The organism is Kitasatospora sp. NPDC040550, from assembly GCF_055594965.1.
Genome location: NZ_JBVIWC010000016.1, coordinates 119,040 through 130,290 on the forward strand (window position 1 = coordinate 119,040; position 11,251 = coordinate 130,290).

At 73.8% G+C, this 11,251-nt stretch carries 11 protein-coding genes; 5 read left to right on the forward strand and 6 right to left on the reverse strand.

Translation table 11 applies throughout. The features are described from left to right. Window positions 1-106: 106 nt before the first annotated feature. On the reverse strand, window positions 107-1,192 hold the full coding sequence (hisC, locus tag ACZ58X_RS23705) for a histidinol-phosphate transaminase (RefSeq protein ID WP_470335606.1): 1,086 nt from the start codon (window positions 1,190-1,192) through the stop codon (window positions 107-109). A 358-nt stretch (window positions 1,193-1,550) separates the two neighbouring features. On the opposite strand from hisC, the gene ACZ58X_RS23710 reads away from it, so the two are divergent. The 3 genes from ACZ58X_RS23710 (at window position 1,551) to ACZ58X_RS23720 (ending at window position 5,380) form a co-directional block, all read left to right on the forward strand. Then, a complete protein-coding gene (locus tag ACZ58X_RS23710) occupies window positions 1,551-2,708 on the forward strand; it encodes a LacI family DNA-binding transcriptional regulator (RefSeq protein ID WP_470335607.1) in 1,158 nt (385 codons plus the stop codon). 171 nt (window positions 2,709-2,879) lie between these two features. Continuing rightward, window positions 2,880-4,199: a metallophosphoesterase gene (locus ACZ58X_RS23715; protein ID WP_470335608.1), complete on the forward strand. Its 1,320-nt coding sequence runs from the start codon at window positions 2,880-2,882 to the stop codon at window positions 4,197-4,199. A gap of 293 nt (window positions 4,200-4,492) precedes the next feature. Beyond that, window positions 4,493-5,380, forward strand: coding sequence for a hypothetical protein (locus ACZ58X_RS23720; RefSeq protein ID WP_470335609.1), 888 nt, complete (start codon window positions 4,493-4,495; stop codon window positions 5,378-5,380). Between the two features lie 4 nt (window positions 5,381-5,384). Here ACZ58X_RS23720 and ACZ58X_RS23725 read toward each other — a convergent pair whose 3' ends face one another. After that, on the reverse strand, window positions 5,385-6,353 hold the full coding sequence (locus ACZ58X_RS23725) for an aldo/keto reductase (protein WP_470335669.1): 969 nt from the start codon (window positions 6,351-6,353) through the stop codon (window positions 5,385-5,387). 116 nt (window positions 6,354-6,469) lie between these two features. On the opposite strand from ACZ58X_RS23725, the gene ACZ58X_RS23730 reads away from it, so the two are divergent. Beyond that, window positions 6,470-7,306, forward strand: coding sequence for a helix-turn-helix domain-containing protein (locus ACZ58X_RS23730; RefSeq protein WP_470335610.1), 837 nt, complete (start codon window positions 6,470-6,472; stop codon window positions 7,304-7,306). Window positions 7,307-7,371: 65 nt separating this feature from the next. Here the strand turns inward: ACZ58X_RS23730 and ACZ58X_RS23735 are convergent, their stop codons facing one another. Continuing rightward, entirely contained in the window at window positions 7,372-8,265 is an 894-nt protein-coding gene (locus ACZ58X_RS23735) for a LysR family transcriptional regulator (RefSeq protein WP_470335611.1), read from the reverse strand. Between the two features lie 140 nt (window positions 8,266-8,405). Between ACZ58X_RS23735 and ACZ58X_RS23740 the strand changes: the two genes are divergently transcribed. Then, window positions 8,406-8,792 (forward strand): VOC family protein, encoded by a 387-nt coding sequence (locus ACZ58X_RS23740; protein WP_360242999.1) that lies wholly within the window; start codon window positions 8,406-8,408, stop codon window positions 8,790-8,792. Window positions 8,793-8,855: 63 nt separating this feature from the next. On the opposite strand, the gene ACZ58X_RS23745 is transcribed toward ACZ58X_RS23740, so the two are convergent. From ACZ58X_RS23745 to ACZ58X_RS23755, 3 genes are all read right to left on the reverse strand, one after another. Continuing rightward, window positions 8,856-9,014, reverse strand: a complete 159-nt coding sequence (locus ACZ58X_RS23745) for a hypothetical protein (RefSeq protein ID WP_470335612.1) — start codon at window positions 9,012-9,014, stop codon at window positions 8,856-8,858. A gap of 70 nt (window positions 9,015-9,084) precedes the next feature. Next, window positions 9,085-10,380 (reverse strand): DUF4241 domain-containing protein, encoded by a 1,296-nt coding sequence (locus tag ACZ58X_RS23750; protein ID WP_470335613.1) that lies wholly within the window; start codon window positions 10,378-10,380, stop codon window positions 9,085-9,087. 76 nt (window positions 10,381-10,456) lie between these two features. Next, window positions 10,457-10,900 (reverse strand): DUF5994 family protein, encoded by a 444-nt coding sequence (locus ACZ58X_RS23755; protein ID WP_470335614.1) that lies wholly within the window; start codon window positions 10,898-10,900, stop codon window positions 10,457-10,459. Window positions 10,901-11,251: the final 351 nt, after the last annotated feature.

The following is an 11,251-nucleotide window of genomic DNA, read 5'->3' on the forward strand; positions in this document are numbered from 1 at the left end:
CCCGCCCGCAGCCGGCCCACGCCCGGCCCGAGAACGCAGCCGGACGCCGTAGGGGCGCACCCCGACCGGAGTGCGCCCCTACGAACCGAAGAACCTCGCCCCGACCTCAGCCGTCGATCTCCTTGCGGAAGGCCTCCGCCACCGTCAGGAAGATCGAGTTGCCCTCGGTCTCGCCGATCGAGATCCGCACGCCCTCCGGGAACGGCCGGACCATCACCCCGGCCGCCGCGCAGGCCGCCGCGAAGTCCTGCGAGCGCTCGCCGAGCCCGAGCCAGACGAAGTTGGCCTGCGAGTCCGGGACGTCCCAGCCCTGGGCGCGCAGCCCGGCGACCACCCGGGTGCGCTCGGCGACCAGCGCCTCGACCCGCTCCAGCAGCGCCTCCTCGGCGCGCAGCGAGGCGACCGCGGCGTCCTGGGCGAGCTGGCTGACGCCGAACGGGACGGCGGTCTTGCGCAGCGCGTTGGCGACCGGCTCGTGGCCGATCGCGAAGCCGACCCGCAGGCCCGCCAGGCCGTACGCCTTGGAGAAGGTGCGCAGCACGCAGACGTTGGGGCGGTCGCGGTAGAGGTCGATGCCGTTGGGCACCTCGGCGTCGCGGATGAACTCGATGTACGCCTCGTCGACGACGACCAGGACGTCGCCGGGGACGGCGTCCAGGAAGCGCTCCAGCTCGGCGCGGTGGATCACGTTGCCGGTGGGGTTGTTGGGGTTGCAGACGAAGACCAGCCGGGTGGCCGGGGTGACGGCGGCGAGCATCGCGTCCAGGTCGTGGTCGCCGTTGTCCTTGAGCGGGACCGGGACGGGCGTGGCGCCGGCGATCTGGGTGATGATCGGGTAGGCCTCGAAGGAGCGCCAGGCGAAGATCACCTCGTCGCCCGGGCCGGCCGTGGCGAGCACCAGCGACTGGGCGACGCCGACCGAGCCGGTGCCGAGGGCGATGTGCTCGGCGGGCACGCCGAAGCGCTCGGCGAGGACGGCGGTCAGCTCGCTGACGCCCATGTCCGGGTAGCGGTTGAAGGAGCCGGCCGCCGCGACCGCCGCCTCCAGGACGCCGGGCAGCGGGTCGTTCGGGTTCTCGTTCGAGGACAGCTTGTAGGCGTCGGCGCCGGCCGGCTTGCCGGGCTTGTAGGTGGGGATGCCGTCCAGGCTCGGGCGCAGGCGCGGGCCCGGCGCTGAGGTACCACTGCTCACGGTCGTACTCCTTCGTCTTCTCTGCCGGTCCGCCCGCCCTCGCACGGTCGGGATCGCCGCCGTACCGCGGAACCTGGCCGCGCCCCCGGGAATCCCGGAGCGCGCCCGGACCAACCCCGGTCGGGTGCCTTGCACGATACCGACCGCCCTCACCCGTAGGAGTGAGATGCCCGGACGGGTTACAGGCGCAGATCAGCCATTCTGCCCGGTTCCTTTGGCACATGTCAGAGGTAAGACGGCTGGATTCGGGAGGGGATCGAAGGGGTGCACCCCGGCTCACTCATGGAGAAACGTATCTCCAAAGGCTCCCGATGCGCCGGTCACAGACCCTTGTCAGGAGCCATACGATCGGTCCGCCATGACAGCAGCAGCCAACCAGAGCGGTCGGCGTCCCACCACCTCACGGCGTCTGGAGCGGGCCGGCATCCGGGATGTGGCAGCAGCCGCCGGAGTGTCGATCACCACCGTCTCCGATGCGCTGAACGGAAAGGGCCGCCTGCCCGACGAGACCCGCAGCCGGGTGCGCGAGGTCGCCGAGCGCCTCGGCTACCGCCCCTCGGCCGCAGCCCGCACCCTGCGCACCGGACGGTCCGGCCTGATCGGGCTGACCGTCACGACGTACGGCGAAGAACCCTTCACCTTCACCGAGTTCGCCTACTTCGCCGAGATGGCCCGGGCCGCCACCAGCGCCGCCCTCGGCCGCGGCTACGCGCTGGTCGTGCTGCCCGCCTCCTCCCGCCACGACGTCTGGGGCAACATCGCCCTGGACGGCACCGTGGTGATCGACCCGCCCGACCAGGACCCCCTGGTCAGCGAGCTGTACCGGTCCGGCGTGCCGGTGGTCAGCGACGGCAAGCCCGGCAACTGCCCGGTCACCGCCTGGGTCGACAACGACCACGAGGCCGCCGTGCTCGGCATCCTCGACCACCTCTCCGAGGCCGGCGCCCGCCGGATCGGCCTGCTCACCGGCACCAGCACCGACACCTACACCCGGCTCTCCACCGAGGCCTACCTCGGCTGGTGCGCCAAGGTCGGCCAGGAGCCGGTGTACGAGGCCTACCCCGCGCACGACCCGGCCGCCGGCGCCGTCGCCGCCGACCGGCTGCTCGCCCGCCCGGACCGCCCGGACGCGGTGTACGGCCTGTTCGACCCCAACGGCACCGACCTGCTGGCCGCCGCCCGCCGGTACGGCCTGCGGGTGCCGGACGACCTGCTGCTGGTCACCTGCAGCGAGAGCGACGTCTACGCGGCCACCGAACCGCCGATCACCACCCTCTCGCTCAAACCGCGCAGGATCGGCACCACCGTGGTCAACCTCCTCATCGACGCCATCGAAGGAGTCGACTCCGGGACGGGCGTGGACATCGCCCGGCTCTTCCCGCCCCGCTTCCGCACCGCCGGCAACGGCCCGCCCCCCGGCACCCTGATGCCGACCGAACTGATCGTCCGCGCCTCCTCCCAGCGCCGGAGCCCGCGCACCACCGTCAGCCCGCCGCGCCCCCCGGGCGAGGTGTAGCGCAGCGGGCGGAAGGGCGACGAACAGCCGCCGGTACGCCCACGAAAAGCCCACGAGACCCTACCGAGCCGGGGCAAAACGGACCTTGCCGGACCGCCCGGCTGACGCTCCGGAGGATTGGATACCCACCAGGTGACGACGGCGGGAGAGTGGTCTTCCTATGATGGGCGAATGACACCCGAGGACCGCTTCCCCGGACCTGAGCACCCCCACTCAGGCCCCCGCCACCAGCCGGACCTCGACGTGCTGCCGTACGGCACCTACTACGAACCCGAACCCGCCCCGGGCTACCAGGGCACCCCGTACGAAGCGGAGACCTACAGCGGCTACGGCGGCGCCCGTTACCTGGAGCAGCACTGGCACGACGGCCAGGGCCACGGCCACACCGTGCACGCCCAGGGGCCCGGCCAGGAGCAGCACCACGGCCAGGTCGGCTACGACGGCGGCTACGAACAGCAGGACCGGACCGGCTACGAGCCCCAGGACCACGGCGGTTACGAGCCGCAGGACCACACCGGCTACGAGCCCACCCTGCCCGACCAGCCCTCCCCGGCCCTCCAGCTCGCGGACCAGCTCGGCGACCAGCTCACCGACCGCGACGACCCGCCGACCATCGAGCTCGGCCCGCCGCTGCCCGACCCCGCCGCGCCCACCTACCCGTACCCGGCCCCCGGCCCCGGCGAGCCCCCCGGCCCGGTCTACGTCGTCGGCGACGTGCACGGCTACCTGGAAGAGCTGCGCGCCGAACTCCACCACCAGGGCCTGATCGACGACGGCGGCCACTGGTCCGCCGGCCGGGCCCGGATCTGGTTCCTCGGCGACTTCACCGACCGCGGCCCGGACGGCATCGGCGTCATCGACCTGGTCATGCAGCTCGCCGCGGAGGCCGCCGCGGCCGGCGGCTACTGCCGCGCCCTGATGGGCAATCACGAACTGCTCTTCCTCGGCGCCGCCAAGTACGGCGACGAGCCCGTCCAGTCCACCGCCGGCACCGCCTCCTTCCTCGCCGCCTGGCGGCTCAACGGCGGCCAGCAGAACGACCTGGACCGGCTGGAGGCCCACCACATCAGCTGGCTCTCCCGGCTGCCCGCCATGGGCCTGGAGGACGGCCACCTGCTGCTGCACTCCGACACCACGGCGTACCTGGAGTACGGCGAGTCCATCCCGGACGTCAACGACGCGGTGCACAGCCTGCTCGCCGACGGCGGCGTGGACGAGTGGTGGGACTGCTTCCGCCGCTTCACCAAGCGCTTCGCCTTCCGCGGCGACGCCGGGCCGATGGCCGTCCACGAGCTGCTCGACACCTTCGGCGGCACCCGGGTCGTGCACGGGCACAGCCCGATCCCGTACCTCACCGGCGCGGTGCACGCGGACGACGGGCAGCCGCCGCACATCCCGGGGCCGTACGTGTACGCGGACGACCTGGCGGTGGCGATGGACGGCGGGGTCACCATGGAGGGCCGGCTGCTGGTCGCGCGGCTGCCGATCTGAGCGCAGGGCCGACCCGAACGCGGCCGCCGAACTGACGCTCCGCCACCCATGGGCATCACTGGAACAGTTGTTCCCGGCGCTCACGCCTCCACGCGCGCGGGCCGGGGCGCGAAATTCCGGAAACCGACTGTCAGCACGGGCACACCCGCCCCTACCATGAGGCACACCACACCCGGCCGCCCGTCCGGCGGCCCGCCTCCGCGCCCGCCCCGGCGCCCTGAGGGTGTCCCGCGTCCTCGATGCGGTCCCGCGTCCTCGCCGCCGGGCCGGGGGTCCGCATGAACGGGGTCCCCATGTCCAACCCCCCGCCGCTGCTAGCCGAGGACCGCCCGGAGTACGAGCGCCTCCTCGCCGAAGCCCTGCGCGACCGCACCGTCCTCACCGCCCTGCGCGCCCCCGGCGCGCTCGGCACCGACCAGCTCCGCGTCCTCGCCCTGCGCGACGCCGACGCCATCAACACCGCCGCCGCCACCGAGTACGCCCACTACACCGCGCTGCGCGAGACCCTGCGCGCCACGCCCCCGGCACCGGCCGACGTCGAACCGTACGCCCCCGGCCTGCTCAGCCAGCTGCGCTCCGCCGACGGCGGCGCCGGACTGTTCCCCGTGCTCACCGTGCTCACCCCGATCCTCGCCTGGGCCGCCGCCCTCGTCCTGCTGCTCGTCGGCTACCTGATGCGCGCCGCCGACTCCGGCCTCGCGCTCGCCCGCGCGATGGTCACCGCCGGCTGGGTGGCACTCGCCGCCGGGGTCGCCGCCATGGCCGTCGGCATCATCGGCCTGCTGCTCACCGCCCTGCGGGACGGCGCCGCCGCCGTCCCGGCCGGCACCGACCCCGAGCTGGCCGCCGAACTCGGCGCCGCCCGCGCGAAGTGGCGGACCGCCCTGCGCGAACACGGCCTGCTGCCCTACCTCCACGACCACCTGCCCACCGTCGCGGGCCGCCCGGCCCCCGGCTACACCAGCCCGGACTTCACCGGCCCCGACTCCACCGGCCCGGAACCCACCCGCCCCGACTTCACCAGCCCCGGCTACAGCCCGCCGGCCTTCACCAGCCCCGGCCCCGACGGCATCACCGACCCCCAGGGCCGCAGCCCCCGCCCGGCCGCCTTCACCCCGCCCGACTTCACCGGCCCCGGGTACACCCCGCCGGACTTCACCGGGCCGGACGAGGTCGGCTGACCACTCAGAAGCCGGTCGGCAGCCGCGGCGTGTACGAGGCCTCCAACGCCGCGCGTTCGGCCGCGTCGAGCCGCAGGTCCAGCGCGGCCACCGCGTCGTCCAGGTGCCCCGGCCGGGTCGCGCCCACCACCGGGGCGGTGACCAGCGGATTGCCCAGCACCCAGGCCAGCGCGACCCGCGCCATCGGCACCCCGCGCGCGCCGGCCACCGACTCCACCGCGTCCACGATCGGCCGGTCCACGTCCCCGAAGAACCGCCCGGCCACCGCGTCCCCCGCCGAGCGGGCCGTCGCCAGCCCGTACGGCCGGGCCAACCGCCCCGAGGCCAGCGGGCACCACACCAGGCTGCCCACCCCCTGGTCGGCGAGCAGTGGGAACATCTCCCGCTCCTCCTCCCGCTGCACCAGGCTGTACTGGTGCTGCATCGACACGAAGGCCGGGCCGCCCGCCCGGGCCGCCGCGTGCTGGAGCTTCGCGAACCGCCACGCCCACATCGAGGAGGCGCCCACGTACCGGACCTTCCCCGCCGCCACCACCTCGGCCAGTGCCGCCACCGTCTCCTCCACCGGGGTCGCCGGATCGAAGCGGTGCAGCTGGAACAGGTCGAGGTGGTCGGTGCCAAGCCGGGCGAGCGAACCGTCGACCTGCTCCAGGATCGCCCGCCGGGACAGCCCCGAACCGCCGGGACCGTCGTGCATCGGCAGCCCCGCCTTGGTCGCCAGGACGACGTCCTCGCGGCGGGTGTAGCGCCGCACCGCGCGGCCGACCAGTTCCTCCGAGGCGCCGCCGCCGTACACGTTGGCGGTGTCCCAGAGGGTGATGCCGAGCTCCACGGCCCGCCGGAAGACCGGCGCCGCCGCGTCCTCGTCCAGCGCCCAGGGGTTGTGGCCGCGGCCGCTGCCGCCGAAGCCCATGCACCCGAGCGCGATCCGGCTGACCACCAACTCGGTGCCGCCGAGCCTGCGGTACTCCATGCTGTCGTTCTCCATGCCCACCACCATCCGCCCGGCCGGCGGACCCAGCCAGGCCGTGCCCAGGCTGGCCCCCACAGGGCCACCCTCCGCACCCCGCTCGCCCGTAGGCTCGTCATATGGGCACACCACTGGGGGACTTCATCCGCGCCAAGCGCGACAGCATCCAACCGGAGACCTTCGGTCTGCCCGACCACGGCCGGCGCCGCTCACCCGGACTGCGCCGCTCCGACCTCGCCCTCCGCGCGGGCATCAGCGTCGAGTACCTGACCCGACTCGAACAGGGCCGCGACCGCAACCCCTCCACCGCCGTCGTCAACACCCTCGCCGACGCCCTCAGCCTCGATCCGGCCGAACGCACCCACCTGCGCTACCTCGCCAAGATCACCGGCGGTGCCTGCCGCGGCCACGTCCGCCCCGCGCCGCCCGGCCGCGAGGTCCGCCCCACCGTCCGCGAGACCCTCCGCCTCCTCGAACCGGGCATCGCCGCCGTCACCAACCGCCTCGGCGACATCCTCGCCCACACCCCCGGCTACGCCGCCGTCCTAGGCGCCGCCGGCCTCCTCGACCACCCCGCCCCCAACCTCACCCGCTACGTCTTCACCGACCCCCGTGCCCGCACCCTCTTCCCCGACTGGGACGACGTCGCCGACGAGCAGGCCTTCGACCTCTGGCTCGGCCCCACCGTCGAGAACTCCGAGTGGCTCAGCACCGAACTCGCCCCCGTCGCCGGCCCCGAGTTCACCCGCCGCCTCGGCAACCAGCTCGTCCCCCGCCGCGGCCCGCTCCGCCTCCAGCACCCCGCCGGTCCCGAACTCCGCCTCCACCGCGAGACCCTGGAACTCCCCGCCGACGCCCAGCAGCTCCTCGTCCTCCACCCCGCCGACCCCGGGACCGCCGCCCACCTCCAGCAGCTGACCCGGCCGGCCCCGGCCCGCCTCCGCGCGATCTCCTGACACCCGGCGGTCCTCGGGCGCCGGGCCGTCCTCGGGCGCCGGGCCGTCCTCGGCGCCGGGCCGTCCTACCTCCCGGCCGCGGCGGCCACCTCGGCCGCCGCCCGGATGAACTCACGGACGCGTTCGGTGGTGTTGGCCGGCAGCCAGACCGGTCCGCGCTCGATCGGCGGGGCGTCGTGGATCGGGACGTACGCGAGGTCGGGGCGCGGGTAGTACTGGCGGCAGTGCTGCCCGACCGGCAGGACGCCGCGGCCCATCGCGACCAGGCTGAGCATCTCGGAGAAGGTGCTGCCGGACGGTCCCTTGGGCACGGGGCGGCCGGACGGAGTGCGGTCGGGGGTGCGGTCGCGCTTGAAGCCCACCGAGGTGACCGCCGGGTACTGCACCACCGGGTGGTCCCCGAGGACTTCGAGCGACACCGAGGCCTCCGCGGCCAGCGGGTGCCCGGCCGGCACCGCCAGGGCGCGCTGCTCGCTGAGCAGGACCGGCCCGAGCGCCATGCCGTCGAAGGGGTAGGAGGCGACCAGGATGTCGATCGAGCCGTCCTCCAGGCTGGAACGGGAGTTGGAGAGCTGCACCTCCCGGACGTCGACCCGGCAGTCCGGGTGCCGCTCGCCGAACAGCGCGACCGCCCTGAGCAGCACCGGTGCCGTCCACTCCCCGAGGAACGCCACCCGCAGTTCGCCCGTCACCCCCCGCCCGGCGTCCACCGCCCGGCGCAGCGCCTGCTCCATCGCGACCACCACCGGGCCGAGGTCCGCGGCCAGCTGCCGCCCGACCGGGGTGAGCCGGACGGAGCGGCTGGTCCGGTCGAACAGCGGCGCGCCGATCCGGCGTTCCAGCTTCCGCACCACCTGGCTGACCCGCCCGGTGGTCAGGCCCAGCCGTTCGGCGGTCCGGCCGAAGTGCAGTTCCTCCGCGAGGGCGAGGAAGACCTCGATCTCCAGCCGCTCCAGCATGCCGCCCCGCCCCTCCGCGCCCAGCATCGTTTAGCCCGACTCAACGATCGTACGGTGATCCGCCATTGATGATCACCCCCGGCCGGAGGATCGTTGAACCCGTCACCGAACGAGAACCCACACCACCGGAGCCGATCACCATGCGCGTCGTCGCCCTCGACCACCTGGTCCTCAACGTCGCCGACATCGAGCGGTCGCTCGCCTTCTACACCGGCCTGCTCGGCCTGGAGCCCGTCCGGGTCGACGAATGGCGGGCCGGCAAGGTCTCCTTCCCCTCCGTCCGGGTCAACGGCGCGACGATCATCGACCTCTTCCACCGCCCCCGCCACGAGTCCAACGTCGACCACATCTGCCTCACCGTCGAACCCCTCGACTGGCAGGAGGTCGTCGACTCCGGCGTCTTCACCGTCCTCGACGGCCCCGGCCCCCGCTACGGCGCCCGCGGCACCGCCACCTCCCTCTACGTCCAGGACCCGGACGGCAACACCGTCGAACTCCGCTGGTACCCGCAGGACGCCACCAGCTGAAAGAGCAGGGTGCCGCCCCGGACCCTCGGGGGAGGACCGGGACGGCACCCGTGACACGACCCCTCAGCCCCGGGCGGCCAGGGGCTCGACCAGCCGGTCGAAGCCGGAGTTGAGCCCCGCCTCCGCCTGCGGCCCCGGCAGCTCCCGGGTGATGGTCAACTCGCCGGTCGTCGTCGCCGTCGTCGCGGTCATCGCCGTCGTCGCGGTCGCCGTCCCGGTCATCGCGGTGTCTCCCTCGTGGTCACGTCGTCGCTTTCACAGGGTTGGACCGGACCGCAGCCGCGCCGAGAACTCATCGCTCGCCGCAGAACTCCTTCTCCGGGCCCGCTCGGACGACCTTCACGTCGGGCAGCCAGTCCACCTGGACCATGACGCACACCACGCCGCCGGACCCGTCGAGGCCCAGCCACACCGGGTGGGTGCCGTCGCTGTCGGTGGCGAACGCGAGCAGGTCCGCACCCGACTCCTCGTCCACGGTGCGCAGGAAGAAGCCGGTGTCGGAGTCGAGGCCGTCACCGGCCTCCCCGTCCCCGTCCACCAGGGCACGCCGGAACCGCTCCTGGAGGACCGGCCAGGCCCCGGCGTCCGCGAAGCACCCCGTCGCGCCGTCCGTGCTGAATCCGTACGCCTCGCCGTCCCGCAGCAGCCTGAGGTCGTGCCCCTCCCCGAGAGCCATCGTCCAGGAGTCGACGGGTTCGTCGCTCACCCGCAGCCGAAGGGCCGGGGTCGCGGTCTGCTCGACCCACGCACCCTCGAACTGGCAGTGGTATCCGAAGCCGATCCTCGCCACCTCCGACGGGTAGCTGCCCGGCGGGACCTCGACCGTGATGCCCGGCCGCGCGGTGTCGAACGGATCGTCCACCGCCAGCCGGCCGCTGGGGACCCGCAACCGTGGCCCGGCCGTCGCCTCCAGCACCACTATGTTCTCCCGGTCATCGCTGGTGGCGAGGCGGGTACCGGGCACGAACAGCGCGGGAAGGTCCCCCGGCCCACCCGGTCGCGGCGGGAGCCACGGCTCCTCCGCGGCGCCGGACACCAACTCCGGGAGCGGCGCCGCGGTGAAGCGGGCCGAACCGTCGAGTCCCCAGCGGTCGGCCGAGAAGAGCGGCCAGTCGTCGAAGTCCGGCCGCCGGAACCAGCGTTCCTCCTCGGCGGCCGCCGGCGCGGTCACCGTCCTCGGTCCGGCGTCCCCCTGGGGCTGGTGCGACACCCGGCCCCGTCCACCCGGGAACAGCTCGACCACCGTCCGGTCGGCGGTCCGGTCGAACTCCGGTGCCTCGGCGCTGGAGTGGACCCAGCGCTCGCGGTACCTCCGCAGCAGGCGGCCCTCCGCCAGGAGCCGCAGCTCCAGGTGCTCCACCCGTCGCCCGTGCTCGTCGTACACCCACACACCCGCGTAGTGGTCCCGCCACGACACCAGGCGCACTTCGAGGGGCACCGAACGCCCCGCGCTCCGGTACACCACGACGTACGGCAGACCCGCCGCGTCCCGGGCCCGCGCCTCCTGCGGCCGCAACGCGCCCACCGCGGCACCCGCCGCGAAGTCCCACCCCTCGGCATGGCCCAGCTCGACCACCGGACTGCTCACCCGCACGCCTCCTCGCTCATCCGTCCGGGCAAGTTACCGGAGCCCGCGGACAACAGCGGCCGCTGGTGTCCGGGGTTCAATGCAGGAGTTCCGCGGCCGGGGTGTGGTTCCCGGTCGCCGAGGCACCGGCCATCGCGGAGGCCGCCGTCGCCGGGGCGGTGCCGGGCGGCACCACCAGCAGCAGGAAGTGGTCCTGGAGACCCCGGGTGACGCTGATCGTCGCGTCGCTGCCGGTGAACCAGTTGATCTTGATCGTCACGCCGTTCGCCGCGATGGACCGGGGCACGCCGTCCCAGGCCGTGGTGTCGAGGCCGACCCGAACGATGCGCCCGAAGTGAGCGCCGAGTGCGGTGATCAGGTCCGGCAGCTCGGCGAGCACGTGGTTCGAGCGGGGCCACCAAGCCCCGTCGAAAACGCCCTCCCGCGACATCGTCGGCTCGAGTTCCAGCCGTGGCAGCAGCGGGATGCCGGGCACCGACCACGGCCCGGGAGAAGAAGAGGTGGGAAAAGCGATCGGCATCATGCGAAGCCGCCCGTCCGGTCCACGAGAGACCCGTCACGACCCAGGGCGACGTCGGCGCTGATGCCGGTGTGCGGAATGTCCTTGGTTGCCTCCCACGGTACTCCGCCGCACCCTCCCCCGGGCCGCCCGCCAGAGCTGCTACGGCTAGGGACAGATCAGTTCGACGGCCGGAAAGCGGATCCGGTGGCCGAGTCCTCCGGGCGGCGCGGAGAACGGCTGTGGGGGGGGGGGGGGGGGGAAAAACCCCCCCCCCCCCCCCCACAACCCCCCCCCCCCCCGCGCTCCGGTGAGCCTGCCTCCCCGCCAGAAAGGGCAGACTCCCATCCCAACCAACTAAAGGTGCAGGGG

Bases quoted from the DNA above. Each gene is read 5' to 3' on its own strand.
- ACZ58X_RS23710 (WP_470335607.1), top strand. From the start codon at position 1,551: ATGACAGCAGCAGCCAACCAGAGCGGTCGGCGTCCCACCACCTCACGG.
- ACZ58X_RS23715 (WP_470335608.1), top strand. From the start codon at position 2,880: ATGACACCCGAGGACCGCTTCCCCGGACCTGAGCACCCCCACTCAGGC.
- ACZ58X_RS23720 (WP_470335609.1), top strand. From the start codon at position 4,493: ATGTCCAACCCCCCGCCGCTGCTAGCCGAGGACCGCCCGGAGTACGAG.
- ACZ58X_RS23725 (WP_470335669.1), bottom strand. From the start codon at position 6,353: ATGGAGTACCGCAGGCTCGGCGGCACCGAGTTGGTGGTCAGCCGGATC.
- ACZ58X_RS23730 (WP_470335610.1), top strand. From the start codon at position 6,470: ATGGGCACACCACTGGGGGACTTCATCCGCGCCAAGCGCGACAGCATC.
- ACZ58X_RS23735 (WP_470335611.1), bottom strand. From the start codon at position 8,265: ATGCTGGAGCGGCTGGAGATCGAGGTCTTCCTCGCCCTCGCGGAGGAA.
- ACZ58X_RS23740 (WP_360242999.1), top strand. From the start codon at position 8,406: ATGCGCGTCGTCGCCCTCGACCACCTGGTCCTCAACGTCGCCGACATC.
- ACZ58X_RS23745 (WP_470335612.1), bottom strand. From the start codon at position 9,014: ATGACCGGGACGGCGACCGCGACGACGGCGATGACCGCGACGACGGCG.
- ACZ58X_RS23755 (WP_470335614.1), bottom strand. From the start codon at position 10,900: ATGCCGATCGCTTTTCCCACCTCTTCTTCTCCCGGGCCGTGGTCGGTG.